This is a genomic window from Paenibacillus sp. IHB B 3415 (assembly GCF_000802655.2).
Taxonomy (GTDB): domain Bacteria; phylum Bacillota; class Bacilli; order Paenibacillales; family Paenibacillaceae; genus Paenibacillus_AQ; species Paenibacillus_AQ phytohabitans.
Genome location: NZ_JUEI01000040.1, coordinates 17,115 through 42,089, shown reverse-complemented (window position 1 = coordinate 42,089; position 24,975 = coordinate 17,115). Strand labels below are relative to the sequence as shown.

Sequence of the window (24,975 nt, the reverse complement as noted above, 5' to 3'; positions counted from 1 at the left end):
CAATTATTTCTTGTACTGTAGCATTTTGTTAGAAACTTTGCCGTGACTAATATCATTGTTTTGATCTCCTGAAATCTATATGGAAATTACTGAAATTTTCTTTACAATTTATTCTTCATTAAAGTATGATTGAACGATAATGTAAGCATAGTAAGTTTGTGGCCTTGTTTATTATGAGGATATAATATGAAGCTAAGCCCGAAGGGAGAACAGATTGTGAAGACTAATCAGAGCAAAATTGTCGATTGTACCATCCGTGACGGGGGATTGGTGAATAACTGGGATTTCAGTATTGAATTTGTTCAGAAATTATACGCTGGTTTGAATGAAGCCGGTGTTGATTATATGGAAATCGGATATAAAAACTCACCGAAGCTGCTGAAAGGGTCCGAGGGTGCCGGCCCGTGGCGTTTTCTGAATGATGATTTCCTGCGCAAGGTTATTCCGCAAAAAGGCCACACCAAGCTGTCGGCACTGGTCGATATCGGCCGTGTAGACGTGAATGATATCCTGCCCCGCAGTGAGAGTATGCTGGATCTGATTCGTGTAGCCTGCTACAGCAAAGATGTGGACAAGGCGCTTGAGCTGGTGCAGACCTTCCACGATCTGGGGTATGAAACTACGATTAATATTATGGCTCTATCCAATGTCATGGAGAATGAACTGCTTGAAGCGTTCGAACAGATCCGCGAAAGCGTCGTTGATGTTGTATATATCGTAGATTCCTACGGCAGTCTGGATCACAATGACATCCATTACCTGGTAGAGAAGTTCAGAACACATTTGCCGGATAAACGCCTGGGTGTACATACGCATAACAATCTGCAGCTGGCCTTCTCCAATACACTGATTGCAGCGGAAAAAGGTGTCGAACTGCTGGACGCTTCCTGCTACGGCATGGGCCGTGCTGCCGGCAATTGTCCTACAGAGCTGCTGGTTACCCATTTGAAGAATACCAGATACACCCTCCGTCCCGTTCTGGATATCGTTGAGAACCTGATGATTCCGTTGCGTGAGAAGGAAGAGTGGGGATATATCATCCCATACATGATTACGGGAACACTGGACGAGCATCCGCGCTCGGCGATGGCGCTGCGTTCTTCAGCCGATAAAGACAAGGCGGTTGACTTCTATGACAAGCTGACTACACCTGAGGTTAATTTCGGGGATAAATAAACGTCCGGAAGAAGAAAGCACTGACCTCTATTTATGAGGAAGGTGCTTTTTTTCTGCCAGAGATGGTTTCTTTTAATATTGTAGGATGAACGATGTAACTTTACAGGAGTATTCAACCGATATTTATACATAGGACATAATACACATCGACTAGTTATTATAGATATCATTTTTAGACGCGAGGGACTTATGAGACAAGAAGAGAGAAAGACCATTCATGCGGCGATTATAGGGGCTGCGCTGTTCCTTCTGATCCAGATTTTTCGTACACCGCTGGGCCATATAGAGGATAAAGATTTACTGCTGGCATTCTATCTTATTTCAGGCTGCTGCACTGTGGCTTTCGGCTTTGCGATTTTTGCCCAGGGCTGGTTGTTATTCTCCAATAAATTATCCAAAGCAAGACTTTATACATCCGCGCTGTTTTTGGGTGTAAGCATCTTTGATTTCCTGCATGTTCTCAGTTTTGTAGGCATTCCCGGAGTTGCCTCTTATATTAGTTCCGGACAGTCCCTATGGCTGCTGACCTTCTCGCGGCTTGCCAGTGCGCTTGGGATCGTGCTTATCTTCTGCAGGGCAGATCAGCCGGTGTCGGTTGACAGCAAGCACAAGGTGTTCCGGAATTCATTTTTGTTAATTCTGCTATCTGCGGCTGTGTTTGGCTCCGGCAACCTGATTGTCTCTGGACTGGCGGATTATCCGTGGGTGGAGACAGTAAGAGATCTGATGAATATGGCCGTACTGTTCGTTTATCTGCTTGGAGTAGGGATTATTGTATATCCGGGCAAAATTGAGAAGTCGGCTTCGTTGCTGATTATTATCCGCTCCCTTGTATTCTTTGCACTGGGCCAGGTCTTCTTCATGAATCTGTTCAGTGTCGGAGATATGGATTATCTGTTCGGGATGCTCAGCAGCGGAGTGGCGTATTATCTTCTGCTGACCGGTGTCTACAGATTGACGATTGAGGAGCCCTTTGAGGAGAACCAGCAGGCAGAGGCGCGGATTAATTATCTGGCCTTCCACGATGATCTTACAGGTCTTCCGAACAGACGCCGCCTGATGCAGCGTATGGAAGAGATCGTGATCCAGAGTGAGAAGGACAAAAGCCGCGGATTCTCGGGCCTGGTCATCATGAACATCAATCATTTCAAGAATATTAATGACTCCCTCGGACATTATGCAGGAGATTTGCTGCTGCAGCTGGTCGCCCAGCGGATCGGGAGTCAGGTTAGAGTGAATGAAGAGCTCTATAGTATGGGAGCGGATGAGTTTGCTTTTCTGATGACAGAGCGGACCGGTCTTGAGAACTGTCTGGTCCGGGCGAATGAGCTGCTGCGGCTGTTCGAGACACCGGTAAGCCTCGAGTCCGGAGAATACCACATCTCGCTTAGTCTGGGGATGAGCATCTTCCCCGGAGACGGTGATTCGGCAGAGCAGCTAATCCAGAACGCGGATACTGCTGTGCATAATGCCAAGGAGCAAGGGGTGGATATCCGCCGCTATATTCCGGCTATGCAGATGAAGGCGAAGGAACGCCTCAAGCTGGAGAATGATCTGCGCAGAGCCCTGGAGCGTAAGGAATTCTATCTCGTCTATCAGCCTCAGGTACTGCTTGAGACCGAAGAGATTGTCGGCATGGAAGCGCTGCTGCGCTGGAATCATCCCAAACGCGGTCTCGTCTCTCCCGTTGATTTCATTCCAATCGCAGAAGAGAGCGGGCTGATTGTTCCAATCGGGGAATGGGTGCTAAGAACGGCCTGCCAGCAGAATAAAACATGGCAAAATGCCGGTTATCGGCCCATTTGTGTCTCTATTAATCTATCGATGCGTCAGTTCCTGCAGCCGAATCTGGCTGGTAAGATAGGGGCAATTCTGCAGGAGATCGGTCTCGATCCCAGCTATGTTGATCTGGAGATTACAGAGAGCATGACACTGGACAAGGAGACTGCCTTTGACCAGCTGAACCGCCTGAAGAGACTTGGCGTATGCATCAGTATTGATGATTTCGGCACAGGGTACAGCTCATTGCATTATCTCAAGAACATGCCGATTGACCGGCTCAAGATTGACCGCTCCTTTGTCTCGGAAGTGATGGAGGACAGCAATAATGCGGCGATTGTCTCCACGATAACGTCCATGGCTCACCACCTGAAGCTTAAGGTAACTGCAGAAGGCGTTGAGAACAAGGAACAGCTGCAATTCCTGCGCCAGCAGCATTGCCATGAAGCACAGGGGTTTCTGTTCAGCAAGCCGGTCAAGGCAGAGGAGTTCGAACTGTCTTTTCTGAAGCCGCTGCTGGAAATGCCATCGTAATATGATCTTGGAGATCCTGCTAGGGTTGCAATTTATTCGTAGTAATGCTACAATGTTTCTTGTACTCAATTTGAGTTGCGGGTGTAGTTCAATGGTAGAACTTCAGCCTTCCAAGCTGATAGCGTGGGTTCGATTCCCATCACCCGCTCCATATTTAAATTCGAAATCCTTGTCCACAAGGGTTTTTTTTTTCTTGTACTCAATTTGAGTTGCGGGTGTAGTTCAATGGTAGAACTTCAGCCTTCCAAGCTGATAGCGTGGGTTCGATTCCCATCACCCGCTCCATATTTAAATTCGAAATCCTTGTCCACAAGGGTTTTTTTGTTGTTTTATTTTCGTTTTACAACTAACGAGAATAGGATTATGGGCAGTCATACGTATTACGTATTATGAACCGCAAAAAGCCAGGCTCCTGATTCTCCGGGAGCCTGGCTTTGCTGTTGCAGCTATTGTGGACCATCTTGGACAATGCTGTGCCGGATTATACGGTCTTCAGGAACTCCACAATCGTCAGCAGGCCCTTATCGAAATTCTCCAGATTGAAGTGCTCATCCGGAGCATGCAGGTTCTCGTCGTCCAGGCCAAAGCCCATCAGTACCACTGGAGCCTTCAGGATGCGGGAGAAGCTCTCCATGATCGGGATCGATCCGCCGTCTTTGGTGAAGAGGGCGCGGGTGCCGTACACTTTGCCGTAAGCATCTGCAGCGGTCTGCAGAATTGGATGAGACGGATCGATGTTGAAGGCCCGGGCTTTCTCCATTTGCTTCACATGCACTTTCGCGCCGCTCTGGATATTAGCCTGCAGATGCGCTTCTACAGCATCCAGGATATGCTGCGGGTCCTGGTCACCGACAAGGCGGCAGGTAATTTTGGCATGAGCTTCCTTCGGAATAACGGTCTTGCTGCCTTCGCCCTGGAAGCCGCCGTACACGCCGTTCAATTCAAGCGTTGGACGTGCGCCAACCCGTTCTACGAAGCTGTAGCCTTCCTCGCCGTATAATTGCTCCAGGCCAAGACCGGTCCTAATCTTGTCTTCGTCTACACCCTGCTTGGCGAATTCTTCGCGCAAGAGAGGAGAAAGGGTAGGCACGCCTTCATAGAAGCCTTCAACGGACACACGGCCCTTATCATCATGAAGCGAGCTGAGCAGCGACACCAGGGCATGCAGCGCATTGGGAACGCCACCGCCGTAAGAGCCGGAGTGAAGATCTGTCAGTGCGGTATTCACAGTGACTTCAAGTGAGCACAGTCCGCGCAGTCCGGTGCAGATTGCAGGGCGTCCGCGTTCCAGCAGGGAGGTATCCGAGACAAGTACGGCATCTGCCGCAAGCTTGTCCTGGTTGGCTTCCAGGAATGGAGGCAGGTTCACGCTGCCGATCTCTTCCTCGCCTTCGATGCACAGCTTGATGTTGACCGGAAGTGTGCCCTCCTGCTTGAGGATGGCTTCGATGGCTTTAATGTGCATAAACACCTGGCCTTTGTCATCAGTGGCTCCGCGCGCGTACAGCTTGCCGTCACGGATCTCTGGTTCAAACGGAGGGGTAGTCCACAGATTCAGCGGATCAACCGGCTGTACATCGTAATGTCCATACACCAGAATCGTCGGCTTGCCCGGGGCGTGAAGATAGTCTGCATATATAACAGGATGGCCTGCAGTGGGATGCAGCTCGATATTGTCCAGTCCGGCACGCTTCAGAGTCTCTACCAGCCAGCCTGCGGCGGCGTTCACATCTTCCTTGTGGGTAGAGATAGCCGAGATGCTGGGAATTGCCAGCCATTGCTTGAGTTCGGTTAGCTGAGCCTCACGCTCAGTCTGAAAATAAGTTTCGTAAGACATAGTAATTATGTACCTCCTTGGAATCGCTGCATAATGCCGCCAAGACCCGTATCATGCCAGGGCAAGATAACAGGTCCGGACGGCTTAGGTTCGGCAGTGTAATGCATCCATTATACTGGAGATATCATTAGGGATCAAAAAGGTTTGTTCAAACCGTTTACCAGAGGATGGTCGCCGGTGTTACGCCTTGGGGGAAGGTATTCTCGGCCTCGGTTCCGGTAGCGTACAGATTGTACCATGCATCGGCAATCAGATCCGGATCGGCCGCAGTTCCCGGCCTGATAAATGCGCCGATAGCCAGATGGGCCACATAAATACCTTGCGGTGCCAGATCCGAATGCAGGTTCATCGCATAGTTGCGCAGCCCGCTGAGAGCTATACCCATATTGCCCATCATCGGAATCGGGTACAGGGAGGACAGTCCGGTTGTGAATAAAATAGCGCCGGTTTTCTTCTCCAGCATCTCCGGCAGCACCTGCTCCACACTGCGGATCGCGCCGATGACTTGTGACTGGAACGCGTCAAGGGCAATTTGTTCCGTAACCTGCGTTGCCGGAGTCGGCGGATAGCTGCCGCTGGTCGGACTGAACTCAAGGACATCAATGAAGCCGTAGTTGTCTTTGATGTCCTGGAAGGCAGCGGTCAGCTGCTCTTTATTGTAGAGATCTGCCGGAAAGGCAGCGGCTTCAATGCCCAATTCTGCGAGTTCCTCTACTAAATTATTTAATTTGTCCGCGTTGCGGGCGATCAAAGCGGCACGGAAGCCATGTGCACCAAACTTCTTGGCGATAGATAATCCCAGACCCGGTCCTGCGCCTACGATAGCGATAGTTTTCATGGTTCATCAGTTCCTTTCAGGTTGTTGATTACTAACAGTAACCATGATAAACTTAGTTAGCTTAAGCGGCAAGAAGGCACTATTAGCTGCTTAGGTTACATGGAGGTAACTACCTTGAACAATCAATCGAACGATGGATTACAAGCAGTCCGGCAACTGACTATGTTGGAGGATTGCACGGTGACCCGGCAGATTCTGGACCGTGTTGGCGATAAATGGAGTATGCTGATTATTGTGAACCTTGGTGTGCAGTCTTTGCGTTTCAAGGAACTGCAGCGCCGTTCCAGCGGCATCTCGCAGCGTATGCTGACCCAGACGCTCCGCCATCTGGAACGTGATGGGCTGGTCTGGCGCAAAGCCACCCCCACAGTCCCTTTAACTGTAGAGTACGGTCTTACAGCGCTGGGTGAATCTCTTCTTGGCCCGCTGACTTTACTGGTAGAATGGGTGAATGGAAACCGTGGAGAAATCGCCAAGGCAAGGATCAGCTATGATGGCGGGCATGGAGCTGCTGAACCGGCGGATAGCCCGGAAAAGTTGAGTATAGAATCAGAAACAAAACCGCCGCAAGCGGCGGAAGCGATAGGAGCGGAATAACAGTGTCAGCGAATGTACCTGCAAGTCTTGAATATGAAGCACAAATGCCCCAGGGCGGAAACCGGTCTTATATCTATACGTACGCCCATTCTGAGGATGAGACATCCCTATGCGGTATGGAGCTGCGCTGCCTGTTTGGACGGGAGATCCCGCCGGCTATATTCTCAAGCGGGGACCGGGTGGACGTCAGCCGCAGCCCTTTTATCAAAGAGCGGATTGATGTGATGTATGAAGGGGACACGCTCCCGGAAATCTACCGGCAAACGGAGCAGGTGGAGCTGGAGGGGAAGACCTTTAAGGTTATTTTTGTGAAGACGAATGATTTAGCACCTGAGCATAAAATTGAATACGATGAGCGCAGAGTGATTGAACGGGAAATCGGCCTGCGGATTGAAGGCGAGGCGGATGTGAATCATCCGGAGCTGGTGTACGGAATTGTAACGCTGGGCGGACGCTGGTACTTCGGTGCTTATCATAAGAATAAGGCAACCTGGTTCCGGCAGATGAAAAAGCCCCGCAGCTACTCCATAGCACTCAGCACACGGGTGGCCCGGGCAGCGGTCAATATGGCGGTCCCCCGCATAGCCGGAGTGAAGATGATAGATCCCTGCTGCGGGATTGGTACAGTAATGGTTGAGGCACTGTCTATGGGGATTGATATTGTAGGACGTGATATTAACCCGCTTATTGCTGCCGGAGCGCGGACGAATATTACCCATTTCGGCTTCGAGAGTGAAGTCACGCTCGGGGATATTGCCGACATTACGGAGCATTACGATGTTGCTATTGTGGATATGCCTTATAATCTGTATTCGCGGATTACTCCTGAGGAGCAGTTTGCCATTCTTACCCATACCCGCCGGATTGCTGACCGGGTTGTGATTGTGGCGATTGAAGCGATGGATGAAATGATTCATTCTGCCGGCTTTACGATCATCGACCGTTGTATTGCGAAGAAGGGTGCGTTCTCCCGTCATCTGATGCTGTGTGAGTAGCGCTAATATTAATATAATGAATGGAGCTGCTGGAGTTCTGTAAAAGTATGTTCTATCCCATATCTGATTAGAGGCGGTGTACTTATGGAACAGAAATGGTTAACCTGGGCCAAAGAAATACAGGGGATTGCCCAGACAGGTCTGACCTATGCCAAGGATGTATATGATATCGAACGTTACCAGGCGCTGCGGGAGCTGAGTGTAGATATTCTGGCTAACTATACGTATGAGAGCAAGGAACGTATCCGGCTCTCCTTCGCGGGAGAGGGCGGATACAGCACACCGAAAGTGGATATCCGCGGAGTGATTTTTCAGGATAACAAAATTCTGCTGGTACACGAGAAGCTGGACGGGAAATGGGCATTGCCCGGAGGCTGGGCGGACATCGGCTTGTCTCCGAGCGAGGTGGTTGTGAAAGAGATTGCCGAGGAATCCGGCTATCAGGCAGAAGCCGTACGTCTCCTCGCTGTGCTGGACAAGAAGTTTCACCAGCATCCCCCAGAGCCTTATCATGTCTACAAAATGTTCATCCTGTGCCGGATTACCGGCGGGGCAGCGGAAGCGGGTGTGGAGACAAGCGGGGTAGGCTTTTTTGCCGAGGATGCCTTGCCTGAATTGTCTGAGGAGCGCAATACGGCGGAGCAGCTGCACACACTGTTCCAATATCTACATAATCCTGAAAAGGCAGTAATATTGGACTAAAGTACTGCATATAATAGATGATCAGGAGTATATAAGTTTTAAAGTAGACAAAAATTGGTTAATATTATTTATGTAAGCCTTTGCATTAATCAACCGCTGAGCCTTTATATCTAAAAATTTATCAGAAACACAACTTTTTGGGCCAGGCGGTCTACATTTTTTCCTCTGCTGTGTCGATAACAATTTTAGGAGGGGATCGCATGGAACAAGAAGAGTTAAGACTTCCGCTGACGCAGGAAGGTGTAACACGTCCTGCAGAAGGTAATATTGCCACCGGCCTGGTATGGGGCGTCCTAATCAGTATTCCATTATGGATCTCGGTTATCGGCTGGATTATGGGCATCTGGAAATTTTAAGATTCATCGCTGAAGCTCTAACCTTATACTAACTTGCAACTATACAATGAAGGCTGCCTCTTCGGTTACGAAGAAGCAGCCTTTTTAAGTGCTAAGATTTACAGTTCTTTATTGATATGCACCAGTCGAAAGGTCTCGCAGATGACCGGCATACCCGGGTCGAATGGCTTACCTTCACCCTCAAGTTCTCTGGTGAAGAACACTTCATGGTTATAGCGCCACGATTCGAGGCTGCGGTCATCCTCCCCTTCAGAATACGCGAACTCAGCCGTTACATCCGCAAACGGAACAATCTCAACCTTCGTAGTCTCGATGATTCCGCGCGGCAGCCCCGTACTGTCCAGCAGCACGGATAGCCCGCCCGCAAAGGGCAGAGGCGTACCGTGTGCTTCATTCAATTCATAATTTTGTGCCGTTCCGGTCTTGATTCCAGCCAGGACCAGCTCCAGCAGTTCATCGGCCAGCCGGGGGTTGTCGCCAAAAGCCCAGGCGCTGTCGAAATTCTCCGCTGCCTCAGGATGGTCTTGCAGATAAGACTCCCAGTATTGTGCTATCGCCGGGGTTAATGTCACCTTGCTCACCTCTGTTATGGGATTAGAAATCGTCTAAAGAATAAACGTAAAAGAATTAACATAAATGAATTAAGAGTTATCCGCTTCGCTTAACCAGCTGCTGTACAAGTCATCCAGCTTCTGCTGCGCGGCATCCCGCGCCGTCATAAGCTCAGCCAGCTTCCCGGAATCGCTGGCAAACCGCGGGTTCAGCATCTCGCCGTCGATAACACTGAGCTGAGCCTCCGCAGCAGCAATGTCCTGCTCCCAGGAGACGGCCGGGCGCGGCTTGCGGGAAGGAGCGGCGGATGCGGCACCGCCGGCTGGGCGGGGCTTAATGACGGCAGCAGCCGTACTCCCTGCTGCAGCTGCAGCTTGCCGTTCGGCAGCCGCGGCTTTCTCAGCCTGCTTCTCCTTGTAATATTCATAATTCCCGGAGAAGGATGAGAAACGTCCGCCATCAATACTCCATAGCTTTCCGAAGCAGCGGTTAATGAAATAACGGTCATGCGATACAGCAAGCACGGTCCCGGGGAACTCCTCCAGCGCCTCTTCCAGCGCTTCGCGGGAATCGATATCGAGATGGTTAGTCGGCTCATCAAGAATGAGCAGATTCGGACGGCGGTGCATCAGCACCGCGAAGCGCAGCCGTGTCCATTCTCCGCCGGAGAGATTGGTGATGTTCTTGAATACATCACTGCCGTAGAAGAGAAACCGGGCCAGCTGCCCGCGGGCCTCGCCTTCTTCAAGCCCTGCTTCCTCGCGGAAATAACGGAGTACGGATTGGCCGTTCTCCTCCGGTACAGCTTCTTGGGCCAGGTAGCCGACAACGGCTCTGGAAGCCAGCGTGCAGCTGCCGCTGTCCGGGGCTTCCTGCCCGAGAATAATCCGCAGGAGCGTGCTTTTGCCTGCGCCGTTGCCGCCGATCAGTGCCGTAGTCTCTCCATATCTGAGAATGTCACTGGCTGCCGAGAAGAGCTTACGCTCTCCGAAGGCTTTGCTAATCTGGTCAAGGATTACGACCTGATTGCCGGTCCGGTCATCCTGCTCCAGCTGCAGATCCATGGACTTGCGCTCCAGAACCGGACGTTTGACTCTGACCATCCGGTCCAGCGCCTTCTGCATGGAAGCTGCGCGGCGGGGGAACGAAACGTTCTGCGGATTCAGCTTTCCCCATTCAATCAGCCGCTTGATGCTCTCCTGCATCTGCTTAATCTTCTTCTGCTGCTCCTGATAATCGGCGAACTGCTGCAGGAGTCTGGCCTCCTTCTCGACCTGATAGCCGCTATAATTGGTATGGAAGGTGAAGGCTTCCCCGTCTTCGATCTCAATGACCTTCTTAACGACGGCATCAAGGAAATAGCGGTCATGGGAAATGGCCAGCACAGTGCCGTCATAGCTCTGCAGGAACTGCTCCAGCCATTCGATAGCATCCATATCGAGATGGTTGGTCGGCTCATCGAGCAGCAGAATATCGGGACGGCGCAGCAGCAGCTCAGCGAGGCCGACCTTGGTTTTCTCCCCGCCGGAGAGGGAAGAGAACCGGCGGTCATACTGGCCGCTTCCAATGCCAAGGCCGGTGGCAATACGGCTGATGGAGGATTCAATTTCATATCCGCCAGCGGCTTCGAATTTCTCCTGCAGGTTGCCGTATTCCTTAAGCAGCCGGTTCCAGGCCTGTTCATCGTCACTTGCACCGGAAGCGGACATTGTCTGCTCCAGCTCCCGCAGGCGGCGCTGCCACTGCAAGGGCTCCGAGAAGCTGCGCTGCAGAACCGCATATACGGTTTCATCATCATTAACCTCCTGAATCTGCGCGAGCAGTCCGATGACGCTGCTCCGGCGGATGGAGATATGTCCCTGATCGGGACGTTCTTCCCCGCTCAGCAGATGGAAGAGGGTGGTCTTGCCGCAGCCGTTGCGGCCGATCAGGCCGATTTTTTCGCCTTGGCGGATATCGAAGGTGATGTTGTCCAGGACGAGCTGGGCACCGTGGTATTTTTGGACATTTTGGCATGAGATGATCATAGTTATTCTCCTTTTATAGGAACGCCCTGACTACAAAACAACATAAAAAGGCCGCAGGGAAATTTCCCCGCGGCCTGAGTATTCTCCGGTTTATGAGATCCGTTGAAGTGTAGGCGAGAAAGGCATTTCACAATGTTGTAGTGTTATTAAGTTCTTGTAAATGGACAGACTTCTCCCGTCCAGGGCATTTACATGAACGATGCCAGCCATAATATTAATCAGCCGGCTGCTAACACTGTTGGTCCGATTGTGATCCATTCTCCTACACCTCCTTTTCTAAATTTAAAGTCATTTTAACCAATAAGCCGGGAATAAGCAAGAGGGAAATCCCCTTGCTCTGGTATAAATCTATAAATCCGCAAGTAGTATGGACTATGGCGGAGGAGGAATTGCTGCCAATCTATTATAGGAAAAGGGGATTATGATGGCGATTTTTAACGGATTGCTGGGCAATGCTTCCCAGGTCCCGCTGGAAGATGTGAAGCGGGAATACGCGCAGATTCTGGCCCCGCAGGAAACGATCGAACGCGCCTACAAGCTGATCCGGGATATGTTTATTTTTACAGACAAACGCCTGATCCTCGTAGATAAGCAGGGGGTGACCGGCAAGAAAACGGAATATCATTCGATCCCCTACAAAAGCATCACCCATTACTCGGTGGAAACGGCCGGACATTTCGACCTCGATGCGGAGCTGTGCCTCTATGTGTCCGGTGCGGCGGTCCCGCTGAAGAAAACCTTCAACAAGTCCGTCAATATCTATGAGGTGCAGGCGGTGCTGTCGCAATATATTCTGAAGTGAGCGTCGGCTGCGGAGAAGGTTATCAGCCAGGGGGAACGTGAGAGTCAGCTAGACCGTGTACTGCAGCACCAGCCCGCCATAGGCAAAAGCAGCGAGAATAACCAGCGCGGGGTGGAGTTTTAAGTGCTTCAGCGCCCAGAAGGCTATTGCGGCAATGATCAGGGTCTGCCAGATGCCGATGGAATCTGCCGGGCCTTTGGCCATTTTGAAGGTAAGCACAACCATCATAATGGCGATAACCGGCTGGACAAGCAGCGTCATGCCTTTGACGACAGGCGACTGCTTGTATTTCTGCATCACGTTCAGCAGGATGATCAGCGCAGCAGCGGAGGGGACAATCGTCGCCAGCAGTGCAGCGGCCAGTCCGGGCCAGCCATAGACATCGTAGCCTACATAAGCAGCGATTTTGGTGGCAATCGGCCCAGGCAGCGCATTGCCGAGCGCCAGCATATTGGAGAATTCTTCATCGGTCAGCCAGCCGTAATGCGGCACAATCTCTTCGTACATTAGCGGAATGGAGGAGGGGCCGCCGCCGTAGCCGAGCAGGTTGGCCATGAAAAAACCGTAGATCAGCTTGAGCCATTCCATTAGGCGGTCCCCCCTTTGTTCTGTTTCGCGAGTATCCGGTAATGGACCGTTCCATAACCGAGGTATAGCACGATGACTATGGCCGGATGCAGATGCAGCACTTCAAGCAGCACCAGGGCGAGCAGCAGGAAGCCAGCCCCGATCATTACACCAAGGCCCTTAAAAGCCTTACGGGCAAACTCATAAGCCATCATTCCCAGCATAACCGCAATCACAGGGGAAACCGCAGCGATCATTCCGGCTACAACCTTGGAACCGCTTAAGTAATTTACCGCAGATAACAACGCGATCATCGCAATTCCGCTGGGAAAGATATGTGCCAGCACGGAGAGGATGGCTCCCCGGACGCCTTTTAGCTTATAGCCGAGGTAAGCGGCCATTTTGGTAGCGATCGGACCCGGCAGCGCATTGGCAATGGCAAGCGTCTCGCCGAACTCCTCATCGCTCAGCCAGCCATAGCGGGTTACGGCATCATGCCGGATCAGCGGGATGACGGACGGTCCGCCGCCATAGCCGAGGATGCCTGTTCTGGACATAGCCATAGCAATCTGGATGTATTCGTTACCGGTAGTTTTCATTAGAGGATAGGCCCCATTTCGTAAGTGGATTCCGCAGCGCGGAATGGTGCTTGGCCGCTTGATCAGCTTATTCTATACAATTCATATGCCCGGTTCTATATTACAGGCTCTTATAGACGTAAAGTTTGTGCATGGCTCACAAAAATAACAGCGTGAATTTACGGTTTCCCGGAACCGATTGACAAAGGTTTCGGGCGTACTGTTAAATGACACTAACTTGAACGACACCGGAATGGGAGATGGTCAGCTTGACGACAGGACCTGTAATCGGCACGAAAACGATGGTGGTCAGTCCCCATTATCTGGCATCCGCCGCCGGAGCACGGATGCTGGAAAAAGGCGGCAACGCCTATGATGCGGCGGTTGCAGTCAGCGCCGCGCTGGCTGTAGTCTATCCGCATATGACCGGGCTCGGCGGCGACGCCTTCTGGCTGGCCTACAGCGCCGGTGAAGGGCGCGTGCGGGCCTACAACGGCAGCGGACGATCCGGCTACGCCGTCCGCAGGGACTGTTACGCGGGGGAGATGGCCATCCCGCGGCGGGGTGTGCGCAGCGCCATTACGGTACCCGGAATGGCGGACAGCTGGGAGGCCGTCCAGCGTGAGTATGGACGGCTGACCCTGGCTGAGGTGCTGGAGCCGGCAATCGGCTACTGCGCCGATGGATTTCCGCTGTCGCCGGACCAGCACGGTGGCAGCGTTCTGGCCGGAGCCGCGCTGTCTCCTGAGGCAGCGGCGATCTATCTTCCCGGAGGCCGGATTCCGGCGGCGGGCGGGAGGTTTGTGCAGCGGCAGCTGGCCGGGACGCTGCGGGCCTTGGCCGCCGGAGGCCGGGATGCTTTTTATAAGGGAAAGATCGCGGAAGAGATAAGTGAGTATATGCAGGCGTCGGGCGGATATCTCACCCAGGATGATTTCGCCGATCACCGGGGGAACTGGGAAGAGCCGCTGTCCACGGACTACCACGGGCACAGGGTCTATCAGGTTCCGCCCAACTCGCAAGGGTTCACAGCGCTTATGGCACTCAATATACTGGAACGTTATAACTTTGCCGACATCGGGCATGGCTCGTATGAGTATTATCACCTGCTGGCGGAGGCGCTGAAGCTGAGCTTCCGCGACCGGGACCGGGTGCTGACCGATCCGGCCTTCAGCAGGATTCCGCTGGAACAGCTGCTGGATAAGGGATATGCAGCACAGCTGGCAGCATCAATCTCCCCGCAGCAGGCGCTGGCTATCGGCAGTGAGCCGGTCGGCCGGGATACGGCCTATGCTGCGGTCGTGGACGGGGAAGGCAACGCGGTTTCGTTCATCCAGAGCCTGTACTTCGAATTCGGCTCCGGGGTTGTGGCCGGGGATACGGGGATTCTGCTGCAGAACAGAGGCTCATTCTTCTCGCTTGATCCCGGTCATATTAATACGCTGGAGCCGCATAAGCGCACGTTCCATACACTGATGCCGGCGATGGCCTGCCGGGACGGCAAGCCCGCCTATCTGTATGGCACGCAAGGCGGCGAAGGTCAGCCGCAGACGCAGACGCTGCTGCTGACCCGGATGCTTCATTACGGCATGAACCCGCAGACGGCAGTGAATGAACCCCGCTTCGTCTGGGGCAGAACCTGGGGAGAGCCTACCCAGGAGCTGAAGATAGAGAACCGGGTAGCCGGACATGTGCAGGCCGAATTGGCGGAGGCAGGTCATCTGGTCCGCGAGGTCGGGAGCTACGATGGCATTATGGGCCATGCCCACGCCATCTCGATTGACGGCAACGGTTACCGCAGCGGCGGTACGGACCCGCGTTGTGACGGATCAGCCATCGGGTGGTAGCGGATTAACGGTAGCTGTAAGGAAACAGAGGTACCCGGTCCGTCCGGGAAGAAAGGTGGGAACAGCATGGCTCTACATAATCATCACGGTGCGTTCAGAGTTCCGGAGCTTGCGGTTCCCGGCAGCGGACACGGAGCTCTGCATGGCTTAAGCTTCACCGTTAAAGATGTATTCGCGGTAGCCGGACACCGTTCATCCGCAGGCAACCCGGACTGGCTGCGCACCCATGAACCGGCGGCTGCCCATGCCCCGGCTGTGAGCAGACTGCTGCAAGCTGGAGCAGCACTGCGCGGGGCGGCTCATACGGATGAGCTGATGTACAGCCTGGGAGGCGAGAATTATCATTATGGCACCCCGGTGAATCCGCACGGGGAGGGCCGGATTCCCGGCGGTTCGTCCAGCGGCTCCGCGGTGGCGGTGGCCTCCGGCAGTGTGGATTTTGCCTTAGGCACAGATACCGGAGGCTCTGTCCGTGTCCCTTCTGCCTATTGCGGTGTATACGGCTTTCGTCCAACGCATGGAGCGGTTGATATAGAGGGTGTAATCCCGCTGGCCCCGGGGTTTGATACGGTAGGCTGGATTGCAGGCAGCGCGGAGCTGCTGCTGAAGGCTGGTGAGGTTCTCTTGGGACAGCCCGTGAGGGTGACGGATCAGCCTGGTGAGATCCAAAAGGACAAGCAAACGGATGCTCAAACCGGTGAGCCAGCCGATATGAGGAACGGTATGAGGAACGGTATGAGGAACGGTATGAGGAACGATATGAGGAACGGTAGGCAAGCCGAGCCGCACAACATTAAGCCAAGCGGTACGCAAACCGGCAAGCAAACCAATACGCACAGGCTGTCCCGGATGTTCATCCCGCCGGAATGCTGGTCATTAGCTGGTCAGGAGTGCGGCGGCTATCTGAAGCTGGGGCTGAATAGGTTTCAGACAGGTTCCGCATTGCAGACTGCCGTGATGGAGATTGCCCCGGAAGGCTTGAAGACATGGATGGATGTCTTCCGTGAACTTCAGGGCGCTGAGATATGGGCAACGCATGGCGCGTGGATTGAGCGGGAGCGGCCGGTCTTCGGACCGGATATTGCCGCCCGGTTCACTTGGGCGGCCGGGCTGGCCGGAGCGGACCACAGCGGGGCCCGCTCCTTGCAGAGTGAGTTCGCGGAGCGGCTGCGGGGGCTGCTCGGGAATGACGGCTGCCTCGTCATTCCGACCGTGCCCGGCCCGGCGCCGCTGCGCGGCGGAGATCCCGCGCAGCTGGAGCTGAACCGCAGCGGCGCCATGATGCTCAGCTGCATTGCCGGACTGGCCGGGCTGCCGCAGGTTACGCTGCCGGTGGCGGGACCTGACGGACTGCCGCTTGGACTGTCCATTATCGGCGGGTATGGGCAGGATCTGGAACTCCTGTCATGGGTGCAGGAGGTATGGAAGCAGTGATACGCTGAGTACTGGGAAGAGAGTAAGAGAGTAAGAGAGTAAGAGAGGAATAAGAAGAATGTGCTGACCATGTGGACGATACTTAAGCAAACGGGCAGCCGCAGAGTGAATCGGACTCAGAAGACCCTATTTTGCCCAAAAACCTATTATTCTGCCGGTTGCGGACTCAGGAGCCGTTATCTTGTTCATTGAAGCCCGAAATGAGGGGAAATGAGCTTATTAACGGAATTTGAGTCCGCATAACCTGTGAAAGGCTATAATTCGGCCCAATAAGGGCCCTCCAGTCCGGAATGCTTCACGGCTACCGGTTGATCCCCCTCAGCGGATTTGCCACCGGCGCTTATTGCCGCCGGATCGTCCTGAAGGACGCCAGCTGCTGCGAATAGCAGCTAATCATCCATCTTAACATCGCACTGCACACAGCAAGCCCTAGTTCTCCCGACGAGGAGAAACAGGGCTTTTTCTGTTTTGTGCGTCGGATTAAAACCTGTGCTTGAGGATTTACTGGATTGAAAATAAGTAATGATTTAATTTTCCTCCAGCAACCCATTCGTTAAAATTCTGTGACTTACGTAATGTTACCTGACATTACGGGTTTATATTTTCACTTTCCTCTTTCCATGAAGGGTCATTTTATCTATAATGTTACATAAAGTAACATAAAGAAGAGTTAAAGAAGATGAACCTATAGAAGGAGGGATGGCATGCATCTTACGGTTGAAGAAGCGTTGTCCATTTATCCTTTATCTGAAGCTAAACTCATTGCAGGCTCCAAGGGGAAACACAGGATTGTCAAATCCATCAACGTGATGGATGCCCCGGATATCTCGGATTGGATCAAAGAAGGGGAAATGCTGCTGACTACCGCCTATCTGATCAAAGACAGTCTCGAGGATGCCTCGGCACTGCTGCAGACGCTGAACCGCCGCGGCTCGGCGGGTCTTGGCATCAAGCTGGGCCGTTTCTGGGATGCGGTGCCGGAGAAGCTGATTGCCGAAGCGGAAACGCTGAATTTCCCGCTGATTGAGCTGCCGTTCCAGTTCACCTTCTCCGATCAGATGAACGGCTTGTTCCGCGCCGAACTCTCGCGCAGCACAAGTGTGCTGCAGAGCATTATGGAGAAGCAACGCAAGCTTATGCGCTTCGCCCTGCGTTCCGGACGTAGCCGTCCGCTGCTCGAATCGGTCTCTGAGGTTATCGGCTATCCGCTGGCGGTGATCAGCGCCCGGGGCGCAGCGGTCTTCAATAACTCCGGTTATTCCGACAGCCAGCTGCCCGGACGTAGCCGTCCGCTGCTCGAATCGGTCTCTGAGGTTATCGGCTATCCGCTGGCGGTGATCAGCGCCCGGGGCGCAGCGGTCTTCAATAACTCCGGTTATTCCGACAGCCAGCTGCTGGAGGGCTGGCCCTGGCAGAACCGGAATCAGCGCTTCCGCATCGGCGAATGCTCGGGATACCGGATTCCTCTGATGCAAGGCGAGAAATGCTCGGGTTATCTTCTGTACTGCAGGATTGATCCTTTGCTGCTCCCGGTCGAGGAAAGCCTGTTCATCCAGGGTGCTGAACTTATTTCATATCATGTCCATGCCGGGTTTGAGGATTATTTCGAGCATGCCGAGCACCGGGAATTCAGCGGGCTGCTGCGGCGTTGTCTGAACGGCGGGCTGTCGTGTGCGGAGCTGTCCCAGGCGGCGCTTAAGCTGGATGTGCAGCTGCTGCAAGCCCCGTTCCAGCTTCTGCTGACCGATGTAGCTGCTGCTGGAGAAGCAAGGCAGGCGGAGCTGCTGCGGCTGAAAGAGGAGTATCTGGAGCATCCGGTGCTGCATGGGCTGCAGGCGGTTCATTTGATAATGGAAGAGGGATTGCTCTCCCTCTATCCGGTAGGTCCGCTAGCCCCGGAGCAGTTCCGGGAGCTGATTAATGAATGTTTTCACAATCTGAAGTTTGATAAAGGCTATTATCCGCGGGCTGCCGTCAGCGGGGTGAAGGTGAAGCCGGAAGGGCTGAAGGAAGCTTTTGCCGAGATTAAGGAATGTATGGGGATGGTCCAGCAATGGGGGGCACACGGAAATGTGGTGCATTACCGGCAGCTTGAGCTCCATCTGTTGCTGAACCAGATCCCGGCGGAGACGATGGAGAGATACTGCAGCGGCAGTCTGCGCGGTCTGCTCAGCCGTGAACCGGAATACGTCAAGGAAATGCTCCATACGCTGGAGGTCTATCTGGATAATGACGGCCATGTGAATGAAACTGCGAAGAAGCTGTTTATTCACCGCAATACCGCTACTTACCGGATTGAGAAGCTTAGTGAGCTGCTGGATGTCGATTTCAAAAAAATCAATGATCTCATGAGGCTGAAGCTGGTATTCCTGTTCCGCAGAATGCTGGAACGTGAATAGCTGTAGTATGCCTCTGCAAATTAACGGAAGGAGTGGAGTGCACTTGAAAGTAGCCGGAATCTATCTGGCGGCAAGCCGGAGCAAGGAAGCAGTTGCCGGGAGTGCTTCTCTGAAGCAGCCGGGCGGAATAACGGTTGGAGCAGCCACGCTAAGTGAGCTGGAGCGGTGCGGTCTTGATCCGCTGATTGTGGTGGTCCGGGCAGATGATCCTCTGAAATGGATGCCTCCCGCCAGTTCCCGGAGCAGCAGGCGTACGGAGACCTGCCTGACGGCTCATTTAGGGCTGTCCTTCTCTCTCCGGTGCGGCCTGAATGCCATTTCATCGCTGCAGCCTGATGCCGTTGTCATCGCTCAGGCGGATCAGCCGTTTATTCCTGCGGCGCTGGTGAACCGGCTGACGGATGCCTTTGAGCAGAATCCCGGACTCGACTATGTGGCAAGCATAAATGAAGGCGTGGTAAATCCCCCTGTGTTGTTCGCAAAATCTGTGTTTCCGGAGCTTCAGGCACTAGACAGCGATAGGGGGTTATCGGCTATTTTTCAATCTCCCGGCTACAAGGGAATGCTGCTGCAGAGTGATTCCGAACGGGATTTCACGGATGCGGAGCTGCCGGACAGCTTTGGGGAGCTTCGCAGGGAATGGAGTGTGCCAAGGGACAACTGACAGCGAAATCACTATTTTCCGAAATTATGTTAGGGAATATCACATATTTTAAGCATAATTCAAGGTGTCCTAGTGCACAAAACACAAAAACGACAGCGATTCTTATAAAATGACACAAAGCTATGTTATATAAATTTACGTAACTGCTGTGTCTCAGTATAGTAGAGATACATTAATGGCTGGAGCCATTATGAGAGATATCCTGGAGGAGGAGAATTATGAAAAGAAGGGGTCAGGGATTTAAATTCAGCCTGGTAACCATGTTCCTGTTAGCGGTGGTTCTGACGGGGTGCGGCAACAACAATACGGCGTCGAATACGAATGGGGCGGCAACGAATGCGGCAGCAGCCACTGAGGCAGCAGCAACAACAGAGCCGGCAGCAGAGAAGCCGACGGTTGCTTTTGTCTACATCGGGCCTCCGGGTGACGGCGGGTATACGTATCAGCATGATCAAGGCCGCCTGTACATGGAGAAGGAACTGGGCATTAAAGCGGATTTCGTGGAAAATGTACCGGAAAGCGCCGATGCGGAACGCATCATCACTGAACTTGCCCAAAACCATGACATTGTCTTCACAACAAGCTTCGGATATATGGATTTCACCTTGAACGTAGCCGGCAAATTCCCTAACGTGAAGTTCCTTCATGCCTCCGGTTACAAAACAGCCGATAACATGGGGACTTATTTCGGCAAAAACTATCAGGCAAGTTATCTGTCCGGTATCGCGGCAGGCAAAATGACGACGAAGAATCATCTTGGTTATGTTGGTGCCTTCCCGATCAGCGAAGTTATTTATAACCTAAATGCTTTTACCCTGGGAGCACAAAGTGTAAACCCTGATGTCAAAGTGGATGTAGTATGGACCAATACCTGGTATGACCCTGCTACTGAACGTCAGGCGGCAATCAGCCTGCTGGATAAAGGCGCAGATGTTCTGCTGGCTTACCAGGATTCACCGGCTACGCTGCAGGCTGCTGCAGAACGCGGAGCTTTTGCCGGAGGAAATGACTCTGACATGAGCAAATATGCACCGGACAACTATTTGACCAACCCTGTATGGAACTGGGGCCCTTATTACGTAAAAGCCGTTCAATCCGTTATGGATGGAACCTGGAAGAGCGAGCAATACTCCGGCGATATGGCCGATGGTATGGTTGAGCTTGCACCGTTCGGCAGCAAGGTTCCGGATGATGTGAAGCAACTGGTGGAAGATGCCAAAGCCAAAATCATCAGCGGAGAGCTGGATGTATTTACCGGCCCGATCTCAGACAACAAAGGAAATGTAGTGGTTCAAGACGGCCAAAAGCTGACGCTTGAAGAAGTGCTTTCCATGAACTGGCTGGTTAAGGGTGTAGAAGGTACCATCCCGCAATAACAGCAGCTTTGAATTGAATACAGCATGGCCTTATGGGTGGGGCGGGTTCCGTATGTCGGAATCTTCCCCACCCGTACTACAACTATAAAGGAAAGGAGCTTCCCACAATGCAGGACCATTCGGTTGAAATGCGCGGGATAGTGAAGAAGTTCGGTTCTGTAACGGCCAGCGATCAAGTCGATTTTTCGGCAAATGCGGGTGAGATTCACGCGCTGCTTGGTGAGAACGGAGCAGGAAAAAGCACAGTCATGAGTATGCTGTCAGGTGTGTACAGGGCGGATGCGGGGGAGATCCTCATTCACGGCAAACCAGCCAAAATCCGTTCTCCGAAAGATGCGGCACTCCTCGGGGTAGGCATGGTATTTCAGAACTTCAGACTGGTGCAAAGTCTCACGGCAGCGGAGAACATCGTGCTTGGCGAAAAGTCGTCTTTCTGGCGTGGCAGCAAGTGGATCAAGCATAAACATGAAGAGATTGAGGCGCTCGGAGAACGGTTTGGCCTGAAATTTCCGGTTGACCGGCCGATCTGGCAGTTGTCTGTCGGTGAACAGCAGCGTGTTGAAATCGTCAAAACCCTGTACCGCGGTGCAGATATTATTATTCTCGATGAGCCGACCTCGGTGCTGACACCGGGAGAGGCGGAGCAGCTGTTTGAAACCCTCAAGGTGATGAAGCAGACGGGGAAGACGGTAATCATGACGACTCATAAAATGAAGGAAGTCATGTCCTCCTCCGACCGGATCTCGGTGATGCGCAAAGGGAAAATGATTGCCACTCTGGAGACGGCAAAGACGGATGAGCTGGAGCTGGCCCGGCTGATGGTAGGCAGGGAAGTCACGATCAGCCGCCAGGAGCGCGAGGCTACTGCAGGTGAACCCCTGCTGGTTGTTAAGGAGCTGGATGTTGCTGCCGATCATGGGCGCAAGGCACTCGATGCCCTGTCGCTCACCGTACGTGAAGGCGAGATCGTAGGGGTGGCCGGTGTGGCCGGCAACGGGCAGAAGGAGCTGGCCGAGGTGCTGACCGGGCTTAGAACGTGGAAGACGGGCGAGATTATTTTTGACGGCAGTCCTGTGAAAACAGCCTCGGTAAGAGGCGCCATCGATTCGGGAATCTCACATGTGCCGGAGAACCGGATGAAGAGCGGTCTGGCCGGACGCCTGGGCTCCGTCGACAATCTGCTGTTCAAGTCCTACCGCAGTAATGAGCATTCGAAATTCGGCATCCTGAAGGCTGCGAAGAACCGTTCCTGGTCACAGGAGCTGGTCCGCCGCTTCAATGTGAAGACACCGGAGCTGGATACCCCGGTGCAGCAGATGTCGGGCGGAAACCAGCAGAAGCTGCTGTTCGCCCGCGAGGTCAGCCACCAGCCGAAGCTGATGGTTGCCGTTCATCCGACCCAGGGGCTGGATGTCGGCGCTACAGCCGGTGTCCACGAGCTGCTGATGGAGCTGCGGAGCTCCGGCAGCGGCGTGCTGCTGATCTCCGAGGATCTCGATGAGCTGCTGCAATTGTCTGACCGCATTCTGGTCATATACAACGGTTCAATTATAGGTGAAAGCGATCATGAGCATGCGGACCGGGAACAAATCGGACTGATGATGGCCGGAATCCGGAACATGGAGGGGAGCGCCGTATGAGTCCGAATACTGGAAGCAATACTGCAGTGCTGGAGCCCTCACCGGGGAAAAGCGGGAAATGGTACTCCCTCAGGCTGGAATACGATTCAAGCCGTACCCGTTCACCGTGGTGGACGCCTGTTCTGTCAGTTATTCTGGCGCTGCTGCTCTGTGCGGTGTTCATTGCCGCCAATGGCATGAGCCCGCTTGTGGTATACGAAAAAATGTTCCGCGGAGCCTTCGGAACCTCCTACGGCTTCACGGAAACCATGGTAAAAGCCATTCCGCTATTGCTATGCGGACTTGGTATCGCGGTGGCTTACCGGATTTCCGTCTGGAATATCGGAGCGGAAGGCCAGCTGACTGTAGGTGCTATGGCGGCTACAGCGGTGACGATTTATTTCCCTGATCTGTCTTCGTTCTGGTCGATCACGCTGATGCTGGTCTTCGGTACGGCGGCCGGGGCATTGTGGGGTCTGATGACCGCAGTTCCGCGGACGCATTTCGGTGTCAACGAGCTGATTACGTCGCTGATGCTGAACTATGTGGCTCTGCTGGCCCTGGACTATGTGGTCTTCGGACCGTGGAAGGACCCGAAGGGCTTCAACTTTCCGGGTTCACCTATGTTCACCGCTGCACAGTCATTGCCGGTCCTGGGAAGCACGCGGCTACATATCGGGCTGATCTTCGGGCTGGTGGCCGTCCTTATCTATTATCTGATGATCAAATTCACCCGCTGGGGTTATGAGCTGCGCCTGATCGGTGCCAACCCTACAGCTGCCCGCTACGCGGGGATTCATATCAAGAAGCATATCATTATCGTCATGCTGATTAGCGGCGGTCTGGCCGGTATTGCCGGCATGGCTGAGGTCTCGGGGGTTACTCATAAGCTGATGCAGGGGATATCTCCCGGTTATGGCTATACGGCAATCATCGTGGCTTGGCTTGCCAAGCTGAACCCGCTGGGTCTTATTGTCACCTCCATTCTGTTCGGCGGACTGATCGTCGGCGGTTATAGTGTACAGACCATCGGACTGCCTTCGTCCATATCGGAAATGCTGCAGGGTGCGATCCTGTTCTTCCTGATTGCCGGCGACATGATTCACCGTTTCCGCATCCGCCGGAGCGCATAACAGCATTCGCTTAGAGAAGGGAGTTTACCCATGGATTTCACTACACAGTTATTAATAGCCGCCATATCCGCCGGAACACCGCTGCTGCTGGCTACACTGGGAGGCATTCTGACCGAACGGGCAGGCATCATTCAGCTCGGTGCGGAAGGGCTGATGCTGATGGGGGCGGTGACGACCTGTATCGTCTACATCCGCAGCGGGAATCTGATCCTTGCCCTGCTCGCAGCTGTAGCCATTACTGCGCTTCTGGGTATGGTGCATTCCTTCCTTACAGTTACCCTCCGGGCGAACCAGACAATGTCAGGTCTTGCCATGACGCTGTTCGGCAGCGGACTCAGCGCCTATCTCGGCAAGTCTATCAGCGGTATTCCGCTTCCGGGCACTTCACCCAAGCTGGATCTGGGGGCGTTGAAGTCGGTTCCGGTGATCGGGGATATTTTCGGCCGGATGGATTATCTGACCTGGTTCAGCCTGCTGCTTGTGCTGGTGCTGCATCTGCTGATCCACCATACCTCATGGGGCCTGCATCTGCGGGCAGTCGGAGACAATCCGGCTACAGCGGACGTCATGGGCATCCGTGTACAGCTGATCCGCTATAGCTACGTTACAGCCGGAGCTGCACTGATTGGTCTTGCCGGGGCAGACATGGTGCTGGCCTATGCGCCGACCTGGAATGAAGGCCTTACGGCCGGCCGGGGCTGGATCGCCGTCGGGCTGGTGATTTTTGCCAGATGGAATCCGCTGCGTGCGCTCTTCTGCGCATACTTCTTCGGGGCACTCGATTCCCTGGGCTTCCGAATACAGCTGCTGGGCAGTGTGGTGCCGTCTTATTTCCTCAAAATGATTCCTTATGTCGTTACGATTCTGGTCCTGATGTATCTGGGATACCGCAACCGCAACAAGCCTTCCGGCACGCCGGAATCGCTGGGAACCCCTTATGTCCGTGAACAGCGGTTCTGAGTTGCTGAATGCTGCATAGAAGGTACAATATAAGATAGTAAGTATACGCGAGCAGGAAGGAATATCACGCGGATTTATGGAGTAACACAGGTATGGTCCATTTCATGCATTTCGAACATCTTAAATCACAGAGAGATCGGCACTTCAGGTGCTGATGGCTAAGTAGATGGCTTGAATGCGGAAATGGGCCTTTTTTACCCTAA

21 protein-coding genes and 2 tRNA genes are annotated in these 24,975 nt (G+C 53.4%); 17 read left to right on the top strand and 6 right to left on the bottom strand.

All coding sequences use genetic code 11. From position 1 onward, the window contains the following. Positions 1-216 precede the first annotated feature (216 nt). The 4 genes from QW71_RS18140 (at position 217) to QW71_RS18125 (ending at position 3,774) form a co-directional block, all read left to right on the top strand. A complete protein-coding gene (locus tag QW71_RS18140) occupies positions 217-1,176 on the top strand; it encodes an aldolase catalytic domain-containing protein (protein ID WP_171717412.1) in 960 nt (319 codons plus the stop codon). Between the two features lie 189 nt (positions 1,177-1,365). Further along, positions 1,366-3,489, top strand: coding sequence for a bifunctional diguanylate cyclase/phosphodiesterase (locus QW71_RS18135; protein ID WP_039301466.1), 2,124 nt, complete (start codon positions 1,366-1,368; stop codon positions 3,487-3,489). A 77-nt stretch (positions 3,490-3,566) separates the two neighbouring features. Further along, positions 3,567-3,640 (top strand) — tRNA-Gly (locus QW71_RS18130). 60 nt (positions 3,641-3,700) lie between these two features. Then, positions 3,701-3,774, top strand: a tRNA-Gly gene (locus tag QW71_RS18125). Positions 3,775-3,970: 196 nt separating this feature from the next. Here the strand turns inward: QW71_RS18125 and QW71_RS18120 are convergent. Then, on the bottom strand, positions 3,971-5,326 hold the full coding sequence (locus QW71_RS18120) for a dipeptidase (protein WP_039301463.1): 1,356 nt from the start codon (positions 5,324-5,326) through the stop codon (positions 3,971-3,973). 157 nt (positions 5,327-5,483) lie between these two features. Next, positions 5,484-6,164: an SDR family NAD(P)-dependent oxidoreductase gene (locus tag QW71_RS18115; RefSeq protein WP_039301460.1), complete on the bottom strand. Its 681-nt coding sequence runs from the start codon at positions 6,162-6,164 to the stop codon at positions 5,484-5,486. Positions 6,165-6,278: 114 nt separating this feature from the next. On the opposite strand from QW71_RS18115, the gene QW71_RS18110 reads away from it, so the two are divergent. From QW71_RS18110 to QW71_RS40975, 4 genes are all read left to right on the top strand, one after another. Then, on the top strand, positions 6,279-6,761 hold the full coding sequence (locus QW71_RS18110; protein ID WP_047013841.1) for a helix-turn-helix domain-containing protein: 483 nt from the start codon (positions 6,279-6,281) through the stop codon (positions 6,759-6,761). 44 nt (positions 6,762-6,805) lie between these two features. Continuing rightward, entirely contained in the window at positions 6,806-7,756 is a 951-nt protein-coding gene (locus tag QW71_RS18105) for a TRM11 family methyltransferase (protein ID WP_039301575.1), read from the top strand. 84 nt (positions 7,757-7,840) lie between these two features. Next, on the top strand, positions 7,841-8,458 hold the full coding sequence (locus tag QW71_RS18100) for an NUDIX hydrolase (protein WP_039301457.1): 618 nt from the start codon (positions 7,841-7,843) through the stop codon (positions 8,456-8,458). Between the two features lie 200 nt (positions 8,459-8,658). Next, entirely contained in the window at positions 8,659-8,814 is a 156-nt protein-coding gene (locus QW71_RS40975) for a hypothetical protein (RefSeq protein WP_200905936.1), read from the top strand. 98 nt (positions 8,815-8,912) lie between these two features. On the opposite strand, the gene QW71_RS18095 is transcribed toward QW71_RS40975, so the two are convergent. Beyond that, positions 8,913-9,386, bottom strand: coding sequence for an ASCH domain-containing protein (locus QW71_RS18095; RefSeq protein WP_039301453.1), 474 nt, complete (start codon positions 9,384-9,386; stop codon positions 8,913-8,915). 69 nt (positions 9,387-9,455) lie between these two features. Further along, positions 9,456-11,393, bottom strand: a complete 1,938-nt coding sequence (gene abc-f / locus QW71_RS18090) for a ribosomal protection-like ABC-F family protein (RefSeq protein WP_039301451.1) — start codon at positions 11,391-11,393, stop codon at positions 9,456-9,458. 424 nt (positions 11,394-11,817) lie between these two features. Between abc-f and QW71_RS18085 the strand changes: the two genes are divergently transcribed. Further along, positions 11,818-12,195, top strand: a complete 378-nt coding sequence (locus QW71_RS18085; RefSeq protein WP_039301572.1) for a PH domain-containing protein — start codon at positions 11,818-11,820, stop codon at positions 12,193-12,195. A 48-nt stretch (positions 12,196-12,243) separates the two neighbouring features. Here the strand turns inward: QW71_RS18085 and QW71_RS18080 are convergent, their stop codons facing one another. Both QW71_RS18080 and QW71_RS18075 read right to left on the bottom strand, forming a co-directional pair. Beyond that, positions 12,244-12,783 (bottom strand): chromate transporter, encoded by a 540-nt coding sequence (locus QW71_RS18080; RefSeq protein ID WP_039301448.1) that lies wholly within the window; start codon positions 12,781-12,783, stop codon positions 12,244-12,246. Beyond that, complete coding sequence (locus QW71_RS18075; RefSeq protein ID WP_039301445.1) at positions 12,783-13,361, bottom strand: chromate transporter; 579 nt, start codon at positions 13,359-13,361, stop codon at positions 12,783-12,785. Before QW71_RS18075 ends, QW71_RS18080 begins: the two co-directional genes overlap by 1 nt. A gap of 281 nt (positions 13,362-13,642) precedes the next feature. Here QW71_RS18075 and ggt point away from each other — a divergent pair, with 281 nt between their 5' ends. The 8 genes from ggt to QW71_RS18035 all read left to right on the top strand — a co-directional run bounded on the left by ggt (position 13,643) and on the right by QW71_RS18035 (position 24,772). After that, complete coding sequence (ggt, locus tag QW71_RS18070; RefSeq protein ID WP_235441495.1) at positions 13,643-15,187, top strand: gamma-glutamyltransferase; 1,545 nt, start codon at positions 13,643-13,645, stop codon at positions 15,185-15,187. A gap of 66 nt (positions 15,188-15,253) precedes the next feature. Further along, positions 15,254-16,621, top strand: coding sequence for an amidase family protein (locus QW71_RS41405; protein WP_039301441.1), 1,368 nt, complete (start codon positions 15,254-15,256; stop codon positions 16,619-16,621). A 704-nt stretch (positions 16,622-17,325) separates the two neighbouring features. Then, a complete protein-coding gene (locus tag QW71_RS18060) occupies positions 17,326-19,020 on the top strand; it encodes a PucR family transcriptional regulator (RefSeq protein WP_039301438.1) in 1,695 nt (564 codons plus the stop codon). A gap of 43 nt (positions 19,021-19,063) precedes the next feature. After that, a complete protein-coding gene (locus QW71_RS18055; protein WP_039301435.1) occupies positions 19,064-19,684 on the top strand; it encodes an NTP transferase domain-containing protein in 621 nt (206 codons plus the stop codon). 218 nt (positions 19,685-19,902) lie between these two features. Further along, positions 19,903-21,060, top strand: a complete 1,158-nt coding sequence (locus tag QW71_RS18050; protein WP_039301432.1) for a BMP family ABC transporter substrate-binding protein — start codon at positions 19,903-19,905, stop codon at positions 21,058-21,060. 107 nt (positions 21,061-21,167) lie between these two features. After that, positions 21,168-22,700 (top strand): ABC transporter ATP-binding protein, encoded by a 1,533-nt coding sequence (locus tag QW71_RS18045; RefSeq protein ID WP_039301429.1) that lies wholly within the window; start codon positions 21,168-21,170, stop codon positions 22,698-22,700. Further along, complete coding sequence (locus QW71_RS18040; protein ID WP_152679797.1) at positions 22,697-23,812, top strand: ABC transporter permease; 1,116 nt, start codon at positions 22,697-22,699, stop codon at positions 23,810-23,812. Before QW71_RS18045 ends, QW71_RS18040 begins: the two co-directional genes overlap by 4 nt. A 30-nt stretch (positions 23,813-23,842) precedes the next feature. Beyond that, positions 23,843-24,772: an ABC transporter permease gene (locus tag QW71_RS18035; protein ID WP_039301426.1), complete on the top strand. Its 930-nt coding sequence runs from the start codon at positions 23,843-23,845 to the stop codon at positions 24,770-24,772. Positions 24,773-24,975 lie beyond the last annotated feature (203 nt).